Annotated in this window: 15 protein-coding genes and 2 tRNA genes; 13 read left to right on the top strand and 4 right to left on the bottom strand. The window is 72.4% G+C overall.

The genetic code is table 11. From position 1 onward, the window contains the following. Positions 1-67: 67 nt before the first annotated feature. From ACVGV0_RS03960 to ACVGV0_RS03975, 4 genes are all read left to right on the top strand, one after another. Complete coding sequence (locus ACVGV0_RS03960; RefSeq protein WP_459158496.1) at positions 68-2152, top strand: ATP-dependent DNA helicase UvrD2; 2085 nt, start codon at positions 68-70, stop codon at positions 2150-2152. Positions 2153-2317: 165 nt separating this feature from the next. Further along, the gene (locus ACVGV0_RS03965; protein WP_459158497.1) at positions 2318-2479 is read left to right on the top strand and encodes a hypothetical protein; all 162 of its coding nucleotides are present in this window, start codon (positions 2318-2320) and stop codon (positions 2477-2479) included. Between the two features lie 141 nt (positions 2480-2620). Further along, positions 2621-3061, top strand: coding sequence for a WhiB family transcriptional regulator (locus ACVGV0_RS03970; protein ID WP_459158498.1), 441 nt, complete (start codon positions 2621-2623; stop codon positions 3059-3061). Positions 3062-3162: 101 nt separating this feature from the next. Next, complete coding sequence (locus tag ACVGV0_RS03975; RefSeq protein ID WP_459158499.1) at positions 3163-4128, top strand: class I SAM-dependent methyltransferase; 966 nt, start codon at positions 3163-3165, stop codon at positions 4126-4128. Positions 4129-4378: 250 nt separating this feature from the next. Here the strand turns inward: ACVGV0_RS03975 and ACVGV0_RS03980 are convergent, their stop codons facing one another. Together ACVGV0_RS03980 and ACVGV0_RS03985 are read right to left on the bottom strand one after the other, a co-directional pair. Next, positions 4379-5710: an ABC1 kinase family protein gene (locus ACVGV0_RS03980; protein WP_459158500.1), complete on the bottom strand. Its 1332-nt coding sequence runs from the start codon at positions 5708-5710 to the stop codon at positions 4379-4381. Between the two features lie 135 nt (positions 5711-5845). After that, complete coding sequence (locus ACVGV0_RS03985) at positions 5846-5998, bottom strand: DUF5679 domain-containing protein (RefSeq protein ID WP_459158501.1); 153 nt, start codon at positions 5996-5998, stop codon at positions 5846-5848. Positions 5999-6225: 227 nt separating this feature from the next. Here ACVGV0_RS03985 and ACVGV0_RS03990 point away from each other — a divergent pair, with 227 nt between their 5' ends. Further along, a complete protein-coding gene (locus ACVGV0_RS03990) occupies positions 6226-6768 on the top strand; it encodes a SprT-like domain-containing protein (protein WP_459158502.1) in 543 nt (180 codons plus the stop codon). A gap of 53 nt (positions 6769-6821) precedes the next feature. Here the strand turns inward: ACVGV0_RS03990 and ACVGV0_RS03995 are convergent, their stop codons facing one another. Beyond that, the gene (locus ACVGV0_RS03995; protein ID WP_459158503.1) at positions 6822-8312 is read right to left on the bottom strand and encodes a zinc-dependent metalloprotease; all 1491 of its coding nucleotides are present in this window, start codon (positions 8310-8312) and stop codon (positions 6822-6824) included. 197 nt (positions 8313-8509) lie between these two features. On the opposite strand from ACVGV0_RS03995, the gene ACVGV0_RS04000 reads away from it, so the two are divergent. The 5 genes from ACVGV0_RS04000 to ACVGV0_RS04020 all read left to right on the top strand — a co-directional run bounded on the left by ACVGV0_RS04000 (position 8510) and on the right by ACVGV0_RS04020 (position 13815). Further along, a complete protein-coding gene (locus tag ACVGV0_RS04000; protein ID WP_459158504.1) occupies positions 8510-9547 on the top strand; it encodes a YlbL family protein in 1038 nt (345 codons plus the stop codon). Positions 9548-9625: 78 nt separating this feature from the next. After that, entirely contained in the window at positions 9626-10192 is a 567-nt protein-coding gene (locus ACVGV0_RS04005; RefSeq protein ID WP_459158505.1) for a PPA1309 family protein, read from the top strand. Between the two features lie 181 nt (positions 10193-10373). Continuing rightward, positions 10374-13265 (top strand): UPF0182 family protein, encoded by a 2892-nt coding sequence (locus ACVGV0_RS04010; RefSeq protein ID WP_459159918.1) that lies wholly within the window; start codon positions 10374-10376, stop codon positions 13263-13265. A 219-nt stretch (positions 13266-13484) separates the two neighbouring features. Continuing rightward, positions 13485-13558: transfer RNA gene (locus tag ACVGV0_RS04015), tRNA-Met, on the top strand. A 183-nt stretch (positions 13559-13741) separates the two neighbouring features. After that, positions 13742-13815 (top strand) — tRNA-Met (locus ACVGV0_RS04020). A gap of 130 nt (positions 13816-13945) precedes the next feature. Here the strand turns inward: ACVGV0_RS04020 and ACVGV0_RS04025 are convergent. Continuing rightward, positions 13946-14155, bottom strand: a complete 210-nt coding sequence (locus ACVGV0_RS04025) for a hypothetical protein (RefSeq protein ID WP_459158506.1) — start codon at positions 14153-14155, stop codon at positions 13946-13948. 317 nt (positions 14156-14472) lie between these two features. On the opposite strand from ACVGV0_RS04025, the gene ACVGV0_RS04030 reads away from it, so the two are divergent. The 3 genes from ACVGV0_RS04030 (at position 14473) to ftsE (ending at position 17460) form a co-directional block, all read left to right on the top strand. Next, on the top strand, positions 14473-14970 hold the full coding sequence (locus ACVGV0_RS04030) for a PadR family transcriptional regulator (RefSeq protein ID WP_459158507.1): 498 nt from the start codon (positions 14473-14475) through the stop codon (positions 14968-14970). Positions 14971-15304: 334 nt separating this feature from the next. Beyond that, the gene (gene prfB / locus ACVGV0_RS04035; protein ID WP_459158508.1) at positions 15305-16414 is read left to right on the top strand and encodes a peptide chain release factor 2; all 1110 of its coding nucleotides are present in this window, start codon (positions 15305-15307) and stop codon (positions 16412-16414) included. 356 nt (positions 16415-16770) lie between these two features. Next, positions 16771-17460: a cell division ATP-binding protein FtsE gene (gene ftsE, locus ACVGV0_RS04040; protein ID WP_459158509.1), complete on the top strand. Its 690-nt coding sequence runs from the start codon at positions 16771-16773 to the stop codon at positions 17458-17460. Positions 17461-17493: the final 33 nt, after the last annotated feature.

The following is a 17493-nucleotide window of genomic DNA, read 5'->3' on the forward strand; positions in this document are numbered from 1 at the left end:
TCTCGTGGCGCACACCGCGCCGGGGTGCGCGCCCGCGTGCGGGCGCGGGTCTGCGAGGATCGGCCGCATGGCCGATCAACCGCGACTGCTGGAAGGGCTCGATCCGGAGCAGCGGCAGGCGGTGCTGGCCCCGCGCGGACCCGTGTGCGTGCTGGCCGGCGCGGGGACCGGCAAGACCCGCACGATCACGCACCGCATCGCGCACCTCGTGCAGCGCGGCCTCGTCGTGCCGCAGCACGTGCTGGCGGTGACCTTCACCGCCCGCGCCGCCGGGGAGATGCGCACCCGGCTGCGCGCCCTCGGCGCCCCCGGGGTGCAGGCGCAGACCTTCCACGCGGCGGCGTTCCGCCAGCTGCGCTACTTCTGGCCCCGCGTGCACGACACGCCGCTGTGGACGTTGGTGGATAACAAGTTCCGACTGGTGGTGCAGGCGGCCAACCGCATCGGCGCGTCCACCGAGAAGGAGGACGTGCGCGACTTCGCCTCGGAGGTCGAGTGGGCCAAGTCCAGCCTCGTCGGCCCCGAGCAGTACGAGGCGGCCGCCACCCGCGCCGGCCGGGAGACGAGCATCCCGCCCGGCCAGCTGGCCCAGCTGTTCACCGCCTACGAGGAGGCGAAGAACCGCGCCGAGGTGCTCGACTTCGAGGACCTGCTGCTGCACATCGCCGCGATCCTGGAGGACGAACAGGCGGTGGCCGAGCAGTTCCGCGCCCAGTACCGCTCGTTCGTCGTCGACGAGTACCAGGACGTGAACCCGCTGCAGCAGCGCGTGCTCGACGCGTGGCTCGGCGGTCGCGACGACCTGACCGTCGTCGGCGACGCCAACCAGACCATCTACTCCTTCGCCGGGGCCACGCCCAAGTGGCTCATCGGGTTCTCCCGCCGCTTCGCCGAGGCCGCGGTGATCAAGCTGGAGCGCGACTACCGTTCCACCCCGCAGATCGTGGAGCTGGCCAACCAGGTCATCGGCGCCGCGCGGGAACGACCCGCCGGGGCGCGGCTGCAGCTCGTCGGCCAGCGCCCCGACGGCCCGCGGCCGGACTTCAGCGAGCACGACGACGAACCCGCGGAGGCCGAGTCCGTCGCCCGCGAGATCGCCAAGCTCGTCGGCCGGGGCGTGCCGCTGTCCGAGATCGCCGTGCTGTTCCGCGTCAACGCCCAGTCGGAGGTCTACGAGAAGGCGCTGTCCGAGGCGGAGATCCCGTACCAGGTGCGCGGCGGGGAGCGGTTCTTCGCCCGCGACGAGGTCCGGAAGGCCATGGCCGCGCTGCGCACCGCGGTCGCCCGCGCCGAGCCGACCCCGCTGCCCGAGCAGGTCCGCGCCGCGCTGGCCGAGCTCGGCCTGACCGCGCAAGCCCCCGCGGGCGGATCGGCGCGCGAGCGCTGGGAGTCGCTCAACGCGCTCGTCGAGCTCGCCGAGGAGCTCGCGCGGACCGAACCCGACGCCGACCTGGGCCGCTACGTGCGGGAGCTCGACGCGCGCGCCGAGGCGCAGCACCCGCCGACCGTGGAAGGCGTCACCCTGGCCTCGCTGCACGCGGCCAAGGGCCTCGAATGGGACGCGGTGTTCCTCGTCGGCTGCGTCGACGGCACGCTGCCGATCCAGCGGGCCGACACCACCGCGGCCGTCGAGGAGGAGCGGCGGCTGCTGTACGTGGGCGTCACCCGCGCCCGGCAGCACCTGCGGCTGTCCTGGTCGCTGGCGCGGCAGGCCGGCGGCCGGCGCAACCGGCGCCGCAGCCGGTTCCTGCACGGGCTCATCCCGGACCGGCACCCTGCCGCGCTGCCCGCGAAGGCCCGCTCGGACGCCCAGCAGGCCGACGCGGCGAAGTCGAAGGGCAAGACCGCGCGGTGCCGCCTGTGCGGGCAGAAGCTCACCGAGACGCTGCACATCAAGATCGGCCGCTGCGCCGACTGCCCCTCCGACGTGGACGAGGAACTGCTGGGCCGGTTGAAGTCGTGGCGCAGCCAGCGGGCCAAGCAGCTCAGCGTGCCGGCCTACGTGGTGTTCACCGACGCCACGCTCATCGCGATCGCCGAGCAGCGGCCCGCCGACGAGAGCGGGCTCGTGGGGATCTCCGGCATCGGGGCGAGCAAGCTGGAGAAGTTCGGTTCCGACGTGCTCGCACTCGTGCGCGGTGAGCAGAACTAGCCGCAGCCCCGGTCGTGTGTCGCTGAACTCGCAGGTCAAAAATTCGTTGCGAGCTCGCAGCGGCGGCTCGTAGAGTGCGCGAGCAGCGGATGCCGCGAGGCCGGCACCGCACGCCCGTCGAGAGGGGCTCGACGCGGCCCGAACGCACTGCCGGAGGTGGCGACCATGCTGATCGACGCGATCGGAACGCCGGCCGGCCTCGTCGCGTTCGACGCGCCGTTCCGCGCGGTGCGCCCGTATCCGTTCTTCGACCGCGCCCGCGTCATCGGCTGGTTTCCCACCCGGCGCCGGTCCGCCGCTGAACGCCGCACGCGTTCACTGAGCTAACTCCGCACGCGCAGCTCAGGCCGCGGACCCGCCAGCCGGGTCCGCGGCCTTTTTCGTGCGCTCAGGGGCCGCCGCGCGGCGATCACCAGGACCAGTTCCCGCAGCACGACAGCGTTCACGAGAACAGCAGGAGGTCATCGCATGGCTACCGCGAGTGTCCGACAACGGACCCGCGTGGCGGAGAACTCGACGGAGGGGGGAGGAGCACCCACCTCCGCGGAAACCCCGCCCGGCCCGGACGGAGCCGGGCCGGACGGAGCCGCTGGGGGTGGGCGGCCTGCGGTCGCCGACCGCGGCCGGGCGCTGCGGTTGCCCTGCCGCGCCGACCCGGACCTGTGGTTCGCGGAGACCCCGCGCGAGTTGGAGAAGGCCAAGACGCTGTGCGCCGAGTGCCCGATCAAGGCCGAATGCCTGGCCGGGGCGCTCGCCCGCGGCGAGCCCTGGGGCGTGTGGGGAGGCGAGATCCTCGACCAGGGCGCGGTGATCCAGCGCAAACGGCCCCGCGGCCGGCCGCGGAAGCACCCCGCCCCCGAGGAGGCCGCCGCCCCGCAACCGCGCGGCCGGGACGCGCGCGCCGCGTGAACCGCGCCGCACCAGCCGGTCGGGGGAGCCGGCCGGTGCGGCGCGGCGGGCCCGGCGGTGATCGCGGCGACGGCCCGGTTCCCCCGCGTACAGTGCTGTGCATGGTCGAACACGCGCACTCGCACGACAACATCGACTGGGACGCGCGGCTGGCGGACCTGCGGCAGGTCGACGAGCTCGTCGCACCGGAAACGCGGCAGCTGGTGGCCTCGCTGCTGCGCGCCGAGGACCGCCGGGTCGTCGAGATCGGCGCGGGGGCCGGCGGGACGGCCGCGGCCTTCGCCGCGGAGCTGGGGCGGCGCGATCCGGGCGGTGCGGGGGTCGTCGTCGTGGACTCGGCGCCGCAGCTGCTGGCCGAGGCCACCCGCCGCGCGCGGTGCTCCGTCAGCGCCGACGTGGAAGTGCGCGGTGTGCGCGCCGACGCGGCCGGGCCGGAACTCGCCGAGGCGGTCGGGGAGCAGGTCGACCTGGTGCACGCCGCGTTCGCCGTGCACCACCTGCCCGACCAGGTGGCCGGGCTGCGGCGGCTGGCCGGGCTGGCCCGTCCCGGCGGGCGGGTGGCCATCGTCGAAACCGGGCTGCCGCCCCGCGTGCTGCCGTGGGACGTGGGCCTCGGCGAACCCGGCCTGGAGGAGCGGCTGACCGCCACCGACGACGAGTGGTTCCGTCGCATGCGCGCCGAGATGGAAGGCGCGGTGCGCCTGCCCGTCGGGTGGGGCAGCGCCATGCGCGAGGCCGGTCTGCAGGACGTGGAAACCTGGAGCTACCTCGTCGACCGGCCGGCCCCGCTCGACGAGAACGTCCGCGGCGCCGTGCTCGGCCGGCTCGCGCACCTGCAGCGGCACGCCGCGGAACGCGTCGGAGCCGAGGACGCCGCGGTGCTGGAGCGGCTGCTCGACCCGGACGACCCGCACTACGCCGGCAACCGGGAGGACCTGTACTACCTCGCCGCGCACTCCGTCATCCTCGGCACCGTTCCTGAGAAGACTTCGGATCGGTCTGCGTGCGGGCTTTCCGCAGCGGAACCTCAGGCACGGCCCATGCCCGGGGTGCTCGACATCGAGTAGCCACCTGCACAACGTCGAGCCTTCCTCGCACGGGCCGCACCTGAGAACCTGCGGTGGCCCGGTTGCGTTGTTGGGGTGCGGTGGAGAGCGTTCGGGAGCTGCCGTGCCGGAATGAGACAGCGGGGATCGAACGCTCCGATCAAGCCGTCCCCGCGGTGACCATCGGTACGTACTGGACGTCGTGCCTCCCGAGCAACTCGGCCACGCGCTTCAGCGGCCGCCCAGCAGACCACCTCTCCGGAGGTGATGCTCACGCACCCTGCGGCTGCTCGTCGGCGGTGAACCCGGGCAGCCAGCGGTTCATGATCTCCCGGGCGGGCACCTCCGCGTCGAGCTGGCACAGGATGCCCGTGGTGCCCAGGGTCACCCGGTGGATCACCAGGTAGTCCGGCGGCAGGTTGAGCAGGCGACCGGTGTGGAAGTCCGGGCTGCGCAGGTCGCCCACCCGCTCGGCCTGCCGCTGCAGCCACGCGCGGGTGAAGTGGAACGTCTCCGTGCGCGCCGGCTCGGTGAACGGGTTGAGGTAGGCGTGCACGTCCGCGGCGGTGATGTCCTGCTCCGGCGGCACGAACCGCTCGGCGCGCAGCAGCTCCAGCAGCTCGTCCGAGCGCTCCTGCAGCGACAGCCGCATCATCCGGCCGAGCGTGTCCGGCAGGCCGCGCGGCAGGTTGGCCACCGCGCCGAAGTCGATCACCGCGAGCCGGCCGTCGGGCAGCAGCCGGAAGTTGCCCGGGTGCGGGTCCCCGTGCAGCAGTCCCACCCGCGCGGGCGCGGAGAAGTGGAACCCGGCCAGCGCCACCCCCGCCCGGTCGCGTTCGGCGCGCTCGCCGGAGGTGATCAGCTCGCCGAACGGGCGGCCGTCCACCCACTCCGACACGAGCACCCGCGGGGAGCTGGCCACCACCCGCGGCACGTGCACCGCGGGATCGCCGTCGAAAGCGGCCGCGAACGCCCGCTGGTAGTCCGCCTCCGCGCGGTAGTCGAGCTCCTCGACCATGCGTTCCTGCAGCTCCGCCAGCAGCGGCTTCACCTCGGCCCCCGGCGCCAGCGACTGGAACAGGCGGGAGAACCGGGACAGCTGCCGCAGGTCGGACCGCAGCGCCTCACCGGCACCCGGGTACTGGACCTTCACCGCCACGGTGCGGCCGTCGTGCCAGGTGGCCCGGTGCACCTGCCCGATGCTGGCCGAGGCCGCCGGGGTGTCGTCGAACTCGGCGAACCGCTGGCGCCAGGCCGTGCCGAGCTGCTCGTCGAGCACCCGGTGCACACCGGCCGCCGACATCGGCGGCGCGTCCGACTGCAGCCGGTTGAGCGCCTCCCGGTACGGCCCGGCGAGGTCCTCCGGCACGGCCGCCTCGAACACGCTCAGGGCCTGGCCGAACTTCATCGCACCGCCCTTGAGCTGCCCGAGCACCGCGAACAGCTGCTCCGCGGTCTTGGCGGAGACCTCGTTGCTGACCTCCTCGGCGTCGTACCCGGTCAGCCGCTTCCCCCACCCTGTCGCCCAGCGGCCGGCCACCCCGAGGGGGAGGCCGGCGAGCTTGGCGGTCCGGCGTGCCGCGCGGCGGGGAATGTCGGACACGGGTTCTCCTCGGGTGCGGCGGGAACCTCCAGGACGAACAGGGATGCGGATGCGGGCATCCCGACGCCATGCTAGAGGCTGCACGCCGCGGTGTGGGCCCGTCGATCGTTCCGGTGCTGCCGCGCCGGGCCCCTCTCAGGACGATTTGCCGAGAATTCGCGTCATCTTCGTGCCGCAGACAGGGCAGGTGCCCTTGGCCATGCGGCGTCCGTTGGTTTCCTCGACCTCGCCGCTGAAGTCCCGCTTCTCACGGCACTTGACGCAGTAGCCGTTGTACGTCTCGGCCACGGGGCCGCCCTCCTTCGTCTCCGGCATCGGTCCGCTCCGCGCGGGCGTCCCGCGCGGGGCGGCGTGTTGCTCAGGAAGGTACAGGCGGCGCCCCCGGTGTGCATGCATCTGCAGCACCGCGTGTTCGTCCGAACGGAGCAGTGATCCGTGATCACCGGGGATCGCCGGGTGCGGTACGGATCACAGGGGCCTACCGCCGGTGGCGGCACCGACTAAGCTCTCGTGGCGTGGCTGAACCGCGGGTGGAGGTACGCCGCAGTGCTCGCCGCAAGAAGAGCGTGAGCGCCTACCGCGACGGCGACACGGTCGTGGTGCTGCTCCCGGCTCGCATGAGCGCTGCGGAAGAAGAACGATGGGTCGCGGACATGCTCAGCCGGCTCGAGCGCAGCGAGACGCGCCGGCGCTCGCCGGCGCGCGAGTCCGACGGGGAACTGCTGCGCCGCTGCCGCGAGCTGTCCCGCACGTACCTGGACGGGCGGGCCCGTCCGGACGTCGCGCGCTGGGTGCCCCCGATGCGCACCCGCTGGGCCTCGTGCACCCCCGCCGACCGGTCGATCCGCGTGAGCCGGCGCCTGCGCGAAGTGCCCGCCTGGGTGCTGGACTACGTGCTCGTGCACGAACTGGCGCACCTGCTCGTGCCCGGCCACGGGGCGGACTTCTGGGCTTGGGTGCGGCGCTACGAGAAGACCGACCGGGCCATCGGCTACCTGGAGGGGATCTCCGCTGCCGCGCACCTCGAGCTCGGCGGCGACGCGGACAACGACGACTGACCGGCCGCTGCGGCCGGTCACCGCTGCCGCGGAGGCCGCGGGACCGGGCCGCGTCAGCTGCGGTCCGAACCGCCCTCGTCCTCGGAGTCCCCGGCGGAGTCGTCACCGCGCTCGGATCCGCCCCCGGACCCGCCGCCGTCGGAGCTCCCGGACCCGCCGGGCTCCTCGGACTCCTTCGCGGCGGACTCGCGCTCCTCGGCGCGCTTGATCGCCGCGATCGGGTCGTCCAGGTCGCCGGAGCGGCCCCACCGGTCGGCGAAGTCCAGCGGCTCGTCCAGGTCCTCGGCGGTCGGCAGCAGGTCCGGGTGGTCCCAGACCTGGTCGCGACCGGCGGTGCCGTGCCGCTCGGTCATGATCCGCCACAGGTTCGCCGCGTCGCGCATCCGCCGCGGCCGCAGCTCCAGCCCGATGAGCGTGGCGAAGGTCTGCTCGGCCGGACCGCCGGTGGCGCGGCGCCGCCGCACCATCTCGCCGAGCGCCTCCGCACCGGGCAGGCGGTCGGCGAGCGCGTCGGCCACGACCACGTCGACCCAGCCCTCGACCAGCGCCAGCAGCGTCTCCAACCGGCTCAGCGCCGCCTGCTGCTCCGGCGTGTTCTGCGGCTCGAGCATGCCGGAGTTCATCATCTCCTGCATCGAGCTCGGGTCCGACGGGTCGATCTTGCTGGCCATGTCCTCCAGCGAGGAGGTGTCGATGTGGATGCCGCGGGCGAACTCCTCGACCGTGGACAGCAGCCGTTGCCCCAGCCACGGCACGTGCCCGAACAGCCGGTGGTGCGCGGCCTCCCGCGCGGCCAGGAACACGGTCGCCTCGCCGGCATCGCGGTCGAGCCCCTCGACGAAGCGCTCGATGTTCGCCGGCAGCAGCGCTGCCGTTCCGCTCGGCCCCAGCGGCAGGCCCACGTCGGTGGAGGTGAGCACCTCGCCGCCGAGCTGGGCGAGCCCGTTGCCGAGCTGCGTGCCGAAGGTCATGCCGCCCATCTGGCCGAGCATGGACAGCAGCGGTCCCGCGGCCTGCTTGGCCTCCTCCGGCAGCGCCTCCAGCCAGGCGTTGGACATGCGCTGCGCGACCGGGTCGCACAGCTGGCGCCACGTGGGCAGGGTGTTCTCCACCCAGTCCACCGACGACCAGGTGCGCACCGCGCGGACCCCCGCGGGCAGGGCGGTGTTCGGGTCGAGCCACAGCTCGGCCAGGTGCACCGCGTCCTCGACCGCCTTGACCTGCTCCTGCTTCGGGCGTTCGGTGCGCCCGGTGTTCTGCAGCTGCTGCACCGCCAGCTGCTTGGCCATGTCGTAGTTGACCGGCCCGGACGAGCTGCTGCTGCCGGACTGGCTCATCGCCTGCCCGAGCTGGGTCAGCATCTGGCCGAGCTGGCCGATGTCGAAGTTGGGCATGCCGCCGGGACCGGGCATGCCGGAGAAGCCGAAGCCCGAGGAGTCGCCGGAGTCCCCGCCGCCCTCCGAGGACCCGCCTCGGCCGGGCTCGTTGGGCTGGTCCGGGTCGTCGGGATCCTGCGGGTTGAACCCGAACGGCAAGTTGCTCATAGTCCCCACGGTACGCGGCCGGACTCGGTGCACAGAACAGGCAGGCGGGCTCCGCGCGCCCCGCAGCGCAGGGCCTTTCCGGCGGAGCGGCCGCCTGACCCGCGGGAATCCGGGCAGGCCGGGCGATCGGGACGGGCGCGGCGACCGCACCGGGCGGTTGCGGCATCGCGCAGAGCGAACACGTATCCTGGCCGCTCGTGAGTCGCCGCACGTGGACGCTGGTGCTCAGCGTCGGACTGGTCATCGTGTTCGGGCTGCTCGGTGCGGTCGCTCCGGTGCCGTACGTGGCGTTGGGGCCCGGCCCCACCTACGACACGCTCGGCACCGACGGGGACGCGCCGGTGATCCGGATCAAGGGCGAGCGCACCTACCCCACCGAGGGGCACCTGAACATGACCACCGTCTCCGTCACGGACCGGTTGTCCCTGTTCAGCGCGCTGAGCATGTGGGCGAGCGGGCGCTACGCGCTGACCCCGCGCGAGGTGTACTTCCCGCCGGGCAAGAGCGAGCGCGAGGTCGAGAAGGAGAACACCGCGGCGTTCAACGCCTCGCGCACCACCGCCGAAACCGCCGCGCTGGGCTACCTCGGCTACCCCACCGAGGTGGTCGTCGGCCAGGTCGTCGGCGGCAGCCCCGCCGAGGGCGTGCTGAAACCCGGCGACGCGATCCTCCGCGCCGACGGCGACCCGGTGCGCAACGCGCGGTCGCTGCACGAGGCGCTCAGCGACACCAACCCCGGCGACCGGGTCGACATCCGCTACCAGCGCGAGGGGCAGCCGGAGCGCAACGCCACGGTCCGGCTGGCCGAGCGGCCGCACGGCCAGGACGGGCAGAACCGGCAGGGCTTCCTCGGCGTGCAGGCGCAGAAGCAGGCCGACGTCGACTTCGCGGTGGACATCAGCCTGGCCGACGTCGGCGGCCCCTCGGCCGGGCTGATGTTCTCGCTGGCGATCATCGACAAGCTCACGCCGGGCCAGCTGGCCGGCGGCGAGTTCGTCGCCGGCACCGGGGAGATCACCCCGGCCGGCGAGGTCGGGCCGATCGGCGGGATCCGGTTCAAGATGACCAAGGCGCGCGAGGCGGGTGCCACGACCTTCCTCGTGCCGGCGGGCAACTGCTCCGAAGCGGCCGCGCAGGCCCCCGAGGGGATGCAGCTGGCCAAGGTCGGCACGCTCGACGACGCGGTCCGCGCCCTCGACGCCGTGCGCGCGGGAAAGCAGCCCCGGACCTGCTGAGGGCATCCCCGGCGGGTTCGCGGACCGCTCCGCCGGACCCGGTGCGGCGCTCCGCCGACCGCCGGGGACTATGGGGTCATGTCCGCGCAGATCCCCGAGGACGTGGCGGCGGCGTTGCCCGCGGCCACCCGCGAGATCGAAGAGTTCGTGCACGCCCACGGCTGGAACCAGCCGGTGCAGCTGTTCGCCCTGGTGCCCACCGGGCAGCTGCTCTCGGCCGAACCGGGGCTGGCCGACCAGCTGGACCCCGAGGCCGCGCTCACGCCGATCGCCCAGGAGTCGCTGCCGAGCGAGGACCTCGGCGAGGCGCTGTCGCGCATCGTCTGGCCCGAGCAGGTGGCGGGGTGCGCCGTCGTGCAGGAGATCGTCGTCCTGCCGCCGGAGGCCGAGGCGGAGCTGCCCGGTGAGGACGAGGCCGCCCGGCAGGCCGCCGCCGAGCACCCCGAGCGGCACGAGGCGCGTCTGGTGGCCGCGGTGCTCCGCGACCAGTCGGAGACGTGCGTGCTGCGGCTGCGCCCGCAGGAGCCGGAGGCCGAGGAGGCCCGGGGGGACCAGCAGGAGGCCCCCGCGGACGGCGAGGTGGTCCAGGACGCCTCGCTGGCGCCGAACCTGCTGCGCGCGCTGCACGAGACGCTCACCGGCTGAGCACACGACTGCCCCGGAGGTCACCGGGCCGGGGGATGAATCGCACGGGCTGCCCAGTACGTCCAGTTCGTGAAGGGGCTTCCGCGCGTGCTTCTCCCGCATCGTAGAGTGAAAACTCACGAGGGCGGATCGTTCCGCCGCCCGGGCCCGACGATCGTGACCAGGAGCGTGCGCTGTGGCCATGCGGCCCCCGGCAGGGATGCCCAAGTTGTCCAGGCGAGCCCGGATCCTGCTGATCCTCGGCGGCGTGGTGCTCGTCGCCCTGATCGCCGGATCACGGCTGCTCGGGACGTATGTGAACTGGTTGTGGTTCGGCGAGATCGGCTACCGCCAGGTCATGACCACCCAGCTGCTGACCAGGCTCGGGCTGGGGCTGAGCGTGGCGGTGCTCCTCGGCGCCGTCGTGCTGCTGTCGCTGTGGTTGGCCTACCGCAGCCGGCCGGTGTTCGTGCCCGCGAGCGGCCCGGACGACCCGCTGGCGCGGTACCGCACCGTCCTCACCGAGCGCTCCCGCCTGTTCGGGCTGGGCATTCCGGTCCTGGTGGCGGTCTTCAGCGGTCTCGCGGCGCAGGCCCAGTGGCAGGTCGCGCAGCTGTTCTTCAACAGCGTGCCGTTCGGCAAGACCGACCCCGAGTTCGGCAACGACATCAGCTTCTACACGTTCGAGCTGCCGTTCTGGCGGATGGTGCTGACGTGGGCGTTCGTCGCCGTGGCGCTGGCGTTCTTCGCCGCGCTGGTGACGCACTACGTCTTCGGCGGCATCCGGCTCGCCGGGCGCTCGGGGCAGTTCTCCGTGGCCGCGCGGGTGCAGCTGGCGATCTGGGCCGGCATCTTCGTGCTGCTCAAGGCCGTCGACTACTTCCTGGCCCGCTACGACCTGCTGCTGTCCTCGCGCAACGACCTGTTCACCGGTGCCAGTTACACCGACCTGCACGCGGTGCTGCCGGCGAAGCTCATCCTCATGTTCATCGCGCTGTTCTGCGCGGTGGCGTTCTTCGCCGTGGTCTTCCTGCGGAACCTGCAGATCCCCGCGCTGGCCACGGTGCTGCTGGTGCTGTCCAGCGTGGTCCTCGGGGCGATCTGGCCGGCGCTGATGGAGCAGTTCTCGGTGCGCCCGAACGCGAACCAGCGCGAGGCGCAGTCGATCGAGCGCAACCTGGCGGCGACCAAGGACGCCTACCGGGTCGACGACGAGCACGTGAACTTCAAGGACTACCCGGGGCGGACGCAGCTGCAGCCGCAGGAGGTCGCGCAGGACAAGGGCACGATCCCGAACATCCGGCTGCTCGACCCGGCCGTGCTGGAGCCGACGTTCACGCAGCTCACGCAGCAGTACAACTTCTACGGCTTCACCGAGAAGCTCGACGTGGTCCGCTACCGCAACGACCAGGGCGAGCTGCAGGACTACCTGGTCGGGCTGCGCGAGATCGACACCCAGGGCCTGGCGGCGAACCAGCGCACGTGGATCAACCGCCACATGGTCTACACCCACGGCAACGGGCTCGTGGCCGCGCCGGCCGACCGGGTCAACACGACGCTGCAGGAAGGCGGCTCCGAGGGCGGCTACCCGGTCTTCTCCATCAGCGACGTGGCCAACAACGGCCAGGGCAAGATCCCGGTGGAGCAGCCGCGGATCTACTACGGCGAGCTCGTCGGCAACCGCGGCGACTACGCGATCACCGGCGGTGACCCGGGCGATCCGCCGCGGGAGTACGACACCGACACCCAGCGCTACACCTACACGGGCGAGGGCGGTGTGCCGCTGGACAACCCGTTCAAGCGGCTCGTGTTCGCCGCCCAGCACGGCGAGCGCAACATCCTGTTCAACCAGGCCATCGGGTCGAACTCGAAGATCCTCTACGAGCGCAACCCGCGCGACCGCGTGCAGAAGGTGGCGCCGTTCCTCAAGCTGGACGGCGACCCGTACCCGGCCGTGGTCAACGGGCGGATCAAGTGGATCGTCGACGGCTACACGACGCTGAACAACTACCCGTACTCGCAGCGCACGGAGTTCGGCCAGGCCACCCAGGACACGCAGACGGGCAGCGGTGTCGCGGGCCAGCCGAACGAGCAGGTCAACTACATCCGCAACTCGGTGAAGGCCACCGTCGACGCCTACGACGGTTCGGTGGACCTCTACACCACGGACCAGCAGGACCCCGTGCTCAAGGCGTGGAAGGGCGTCTTCCCGGGGCTGATCAAGCCGGCCAGCGAGATCAGCCCCGAGCTGCGGAAGCACTTTCGGTACCCGGAGGACCTGTTCAAGACGCAGCGGGAGATCCTCACGAAGTACCACGTCGACGACCCGGGGAAGTTCTACGCGACCCAGACGTTCTGGGAGGTCCCGCCGGATCCGACGAAGAAGGGCGAGGGCGAGTCCGGCCCGCAGCCGCCGTACTACGTGGTGGCCCAGACGCGCGGCCAGGAGCAGCCGACGTTCCAGCTGATGAGCCCGGTGACGCAGCTGCGGCGGCAGAACCTGGCGGCGTGGATGTCGGCCTCCTCGGACCCGCAGAACTACGGTGAGATCAACGTGCTGCGGCTGCCGACGAACACGCAGACGCCGGGCCCCAACCAGGTGCAGAACCAGATGGAGTCCACCCCGGAGGTCACCGAGAACCGGACGTTGTTCAACAACCCGAACGTCTCGGCGATCTTCGGCAACCTGCTGACGCTGCCGGTGGCGGGTGGTCTGCTCTACGTCGAGCCGATCTACATCCAGCGCAACGAGGAGGAGTCGTACCCGCAGCTGGCGCGGGTGCTGGTCTCCTTCGGCGGCCGCGTCGGGTTCCACGAAACCCTGGACGGAGCGCTGGAGCAGGTCTTCGGCGCGGGCGCCGCCAGCGGCACCGAGACCGGCCAGGGCCAGGAGGACGGCCAGCAGCAGCGGCCTCCGCAGGACGGCCAGCAGCCGCAGGCGGACCAGGAGACCGCGCAGGCGGTCGAGGAGATCAACGCGGCGCTGGAGCACCTGCGCAGCGCCCAGTCGTCCGGCAACTACGGCGAGATCGGCACCGCCTACCAGGAGCTGGGCGCCGCGATCGAGAGGTACAAGCAGGCGCAGGGCGGCTGACCTGGCCTTTCCGGTTGGGCGGTGGGCGCTTCCCGCGAAGTGCCCACCGCCCCGTTCGGGTGAAATCCGCCCGTGCGCACCCCCTGTGCGGGCCCAGCAGCGGCGGTTGCTAAGCTGTGCGCACAACGGAACACGGCGCTCCCGCGGAGCGGATCGGGAATGCACTGGATCGATGCGGTGTTGACCGGGGTGGTTTCGCGGACATCGCAGCCGTGGCGGCGCGGGGTGGAGCAGCTCGGTAGCTCGCTGGGCTCATAACCCAGAGGTCGCAGGTTCGAATCCTGCCCCCGCTACTGGATCGGGAGGGGTCGCGCACCCCTCCCGATTTTTCGTCTTCCGCAGCGGGGCGCCCGGGCCGCTCCGGGCCCGGCCGGGGCACGTGGGATTCCGCCGGCTGCGGCGCGGGGACCCCCGTGCGAGGGCCGCCCGGAGCGGGTGTAGAGTGGTCAGCACAAGGACGGACAGTCCGCATACGGCGCGGGGTGGAGCAGCTCGGTAGCTCGCTGGGCTCATAACCCAGAGGTCGCAGGTTCGAATCCTGCCCCCGCTACTGGTGACCGGGAGGGGCAACGCCCCTCCCGGTTCTTCGTGCCCGGGGCGTGCGGCGGCGTGCGCCGGGCGGGCCGGATCCGATCCGCCCGACGCCGGAGGGGCGGACGGGCCGGTGCGCTCCCGCGGGATCAGCGCCGCGCGGCCCAGGCCCGGGCGCACTCGGCCGAGCACACGCGTTCCCCCGCCTGCGCGGCCCCGAGGTCGGGGAGGAGGCGCCCGCACACCACGCACGGGTCGTGCGCGTGCTGCGGCGGTGCCGCGGCACCGTGCTCGCCGAGGCGGCTCGCGGCCCGCGTGCGGCCGCGGATGACCCTGGTGCGGTTCCAACGCCCGTGCATGGCCGACCTCCCGTTCCGTTCGCCCGCAGGTCGCCGTGCCCGCAGGGTGCTCCTCGCGGGGCCCGGTTGGACAGACCCGGTGGCCGCTGGGAACCGTGTCGGGGCCGGGAACCGCCCGTTCAGGGGAGTCGGGAGGGGCGGATGACTGCGCAGCGTGCGCGCCGCGCACGATCGTGCTCCGCGCTCGCGTGCGACGCCCCTCCGGAACGCGCGACCGGCGCAACCGTTCGTCCACTTGGACCAGTCCGCTGCAACCACTGTGGACAGATACCAGGACCATTGTGGACAGCAAGGCTCGGGCGTGGCACCGTGAGGGTGTGAGCGAGCTGAATGCGACATCCGCCGCCCTTCTGGGGCTACTGCACGACGGGCCGAAGACCGGTGGTGAGCTCGTTGCCGCCGCCACCGAGCGCTTCGGCGGTTTCTTCAGCGTGACGCGCAGCCAGGTGTACCGCGAGCTGCCCGCGTTGACCGATGCCGGCTACCTGCGGCTGGGCAAGCAGGGGCCGCGGTCGAGCCAGCAGTACGTGATCACCGCGGCCGGCAAGCGCGCGTTCAAGTCCTGGTTGAACACCGAGCCGGGACCGGACAACGTGCGCAGCCCGCTGATCCTGCGGTTGGTCTACTCCGGATCGCTGACTCCGAAGCAGCGGGCCAACCTCAAGTCCTCGGCGCGCGTGCAATACCAGGAGAAACTCGACGAGTCCAAGGCCGCGGCGAAGGCCGTGAGCGACCCGTACGAGAAGGCGGCGGCGGACTTCACCGTGGCCTACAACCGGGCGCTCATCAAGCTCATCGACGCCATCCCGGACTGAGGCCCTCGGAGTCGTGCGGTGCCGTGGCGCCCCGGTCGCGGGGCGCCACGGCCGGAGCGGCCTGTTTTCACTCCAACGGATGAACCACGCCGGTGAGCCCCGCCGGGTGAGACCTGCCGGGCGGCTCCCGCGGGATGGTCCGGCCGGGCTGGCCCCGGGCGAGCCCAGCCGGGTGGGCCCCACCGGATGAGCCCCGTCGGGTGAACCCCGTCGGGTGAGCTCCGCGGGTGCGGACGCCCTCCCGGGGCCCGCACGAACTCGCGCGCCTCGTCGCCGCCCGCGGCGGGGCGCGTCCGCATGTCGGTGAGCCGCGCCCGTCCAGTACGCTGGAACTGTGAACTCCGACGTCGCCGCTGAACTCAAGGAACTGTCCAACACGCTGGAGAGCATCGAGAGCGTGCTGGACGTGGAGTCGTTGCGCGCGAAGATCTCCGAGCTGGAGGCCGAAGCGGCCAAGCCCGACCTCTGGGACGACATCGAGTACGCCCAGCGGGTCAACAGCCAGCTCGTGTACCGGCAGGGCGACCTGCGGAGGGTCACCGCGCTCCGGCAGCGCCTGGAGGACCTGCAGGTCCTCTACGAGCTCGGCGAGGACGAGGGCGACACCGCCGAGCTGCAGCGGGCCGAGCAGGAGCGGGCGCAGCTGAAGGAGGACCTCGAGGCCCTCGAGGTCCGCACGCTGCTCTCCGGCGAGTACGACGAGCGCGAGGCCATGGTCACCGTCCGCGCGGAGGCCGGCGGCGTGGACGCGGCCGACTTCGCCGAGATGCTCATGCGCATGTACCTGCGCTGGGCCGAGCGCCACGAATACCCCACGCAGATCTACGACACCTCCTACGCCGAGGAGGCCGGGGTCAAGTCGGCGACCTTCCGGGTGAACGCGCCCTACGCCTACGGGACGCTGTCGGTCGAGCAGGGCACCCACCGGCTGGTGCGCATCTCGCCGTTCGACAACCAGGGCCGCCGGCAGACCTCCTTCGCCGGTGTCGAGGTGCTGCCCGTCGTGGAGGAGACCGACCACGTCGAGGTCAACGAGAAGGACCTGCGGATGGACGTCTTCCGCTCCTCGGGGCCCGGCGGGCAGAGCGTCAACACCACCGACTCGGCGGTGCGCCTGACCCACCTGCCGAGCGGCATCGTCGTGTCCTGCCAGAACGAGAAGTCGCAGCTGCAGAACCGGGAAGCGGCGATGCGCGTGCTGCAGGCCAAGCTGCTGGCGCGCAAGCGCGAGGAGGAGCAGGCCGAGCTGGACGCGCTGAAGGGCTCCGGTTCCAGCTGGGGCAACCAGATGCGCTCCTACGTGCTGCACCCGTACCAGATGGTCAAGGACCTGCGCACGAACTACGAGGTGGGCAACCCGGAGGCCGTGCTGGAGGGGGAGATCGACGGGCTGCTCGAAGCGGGCATCCGCTGGCGCCGCCAGCAGGAGCAGGAAGCGGCCTGACCCCGCGCCGCGGCGTGGCCCGCCCCGCCTCCGCTGGCGGCGGCCGCGGGGTTCGCCCCCGGCGGCAGCGCCGCGCCGCGAGCGGATTCGGGTCTTCCCGGCGAACCGCCCGCGGCGTGATCGCCCCGGCGTTCCGCGCGAATTGCTGCGCACAGCGCACTGCTGCGCGCTGCCGCGTGGTGCGCGGCGCTCGCGCAGCCGCACGCGCCGCGGTGTGATCACTCCGTTACGTGGTGCCTCTCCTGCGTGGTCACCCGGATGCGCGGCGTGTCGCACTTGCGGCGAAACCACTGGTGAGCCGCTCATCCTGGGCCGGGCGGCGGAGCGGGCACGGCCCGTGACTAGACTCCGCTGGCGTGATCCGCCTCGAGCACGTGTCCAAGACGTACAAGACGTCGTCCAGGCCCGCCCTCGACGACGTTTCGATGCATGTCGACAAGGGCGAGTTCGTGTTCCTCATCGGCCCGTCGGGGTCGGGGAAGTCGACGGCCCTGCGGCTGCTGCTGCGCGAGGAAGTGCCGTCCCAGGGCCGGGTCCTCGTGGGTGACTGGAACGTGGCCAAGCTGCCGCGGCGGCGCGTCCCCCGGCTGCGTCAGCGCGTCGGCTGCGTGTTCCAGGACTTCCGGCTGCTGAACAACAAGACCGTCGCCGAGAACGTGGCGTTCGCGCTCGAGGTCATCGGCAAGCCGCGGCACACCATCCGGCGCGTCGTCCCCGAGGTGCTGCAGCTGGTCGGGTTGGACGGCAACGCCGACCGGATGCCGCACGAGCTCTCCGGCGGTGAGCAGCAGCGGGTCGCGATCGCCCGCGCGTTCGTGAACCGGCCGCTGGTGCTGATGTGCGACGAGCCGACCGGGAACCTCGACCCGGACACCAGTCAGGACATCATGCTGCTGCTGGAGCGCATCAACCGCACCGGTACCACGGTCCTGATGGCCACGCACGACCACTCGATCGTCGACTCGATGCGCCGCCGCGTCGTCGAGCTCAGTCTCGGCCGGGTGATCCGGGACGACGCCCGCGGTGTCTACGGCGCGGGTCGGTAACTCCCCGCCCACCCCGAACCCCCGAACCCAGCC

It is taken from the genome of Salinifilum ghardaiensis, assembly GCF_054491345.1.

What these genes read in the sequence shown, in the direction of transcription:
- ACVGV0_RS03960 (WP_459158496.1), top strand. Translation starts at nt 68, where the DNA reads ATGGCCGATCAACCGCGACTGCTGGAAGGGCTCGATCCGGAGCAGCGG.
- ACVGV0_RS03965 (WP_459158497.1), top strand. Translation starts at nt 2,318, where the DNA reads ATGCTGATCGACGCGATCGGAACGCCGGCCGGCCTCGTCGCGTTCGAC.
- ACVGV0_RS03970 (WP_459158498.1), top strand. Translation starts at nt 2,621, where the DNA reads ATGGCTACCGCGAGTGTCCGACAACGGACCCGCGTGGCGGAGAACTCG.
- ACVGV0_RS03975 (WP_459158499.1), top strand. Translation starts at nt 3,163, where the DNA reads ATGGTCGAACACGCGCACTCGCACGACAACATCGACTGGGACGCGCGG.
- ACVGV0_RS03995 (WP_459158503.1), bottom strand. Translation starts at nt 8,312, where the DNA reads ATGAGCAACTTGCCGTTCGGGTTCAACCCGCAGGATCCCGACGACCCG.
- ACVGV0_RS04005 (WP_459158505.1), top strand. Translation starts at nt 9,626, where the DNA reads ATGTCCGCGCAGATCCCCGAGGACGTGGCGGCGGCGTTGCCCGCGGCC.
- ACVGV0_RS04010 (WP_459159918.1), top strand. Translation starts at nt 10,374, where the DNA reads ATGCGGCCCCCGGCAGGGATGCCCAAGTTGTCCAGGCGAGCCCGGATC.
- ACVGV0_RS04025 (WP_459158506.1), bottom strand. Translation starts at nt 14,155, where the DNA reads ATGCACGGGCGTTGGAACCGCACCAGGGTCATCCGCGGCCGCACGCGG.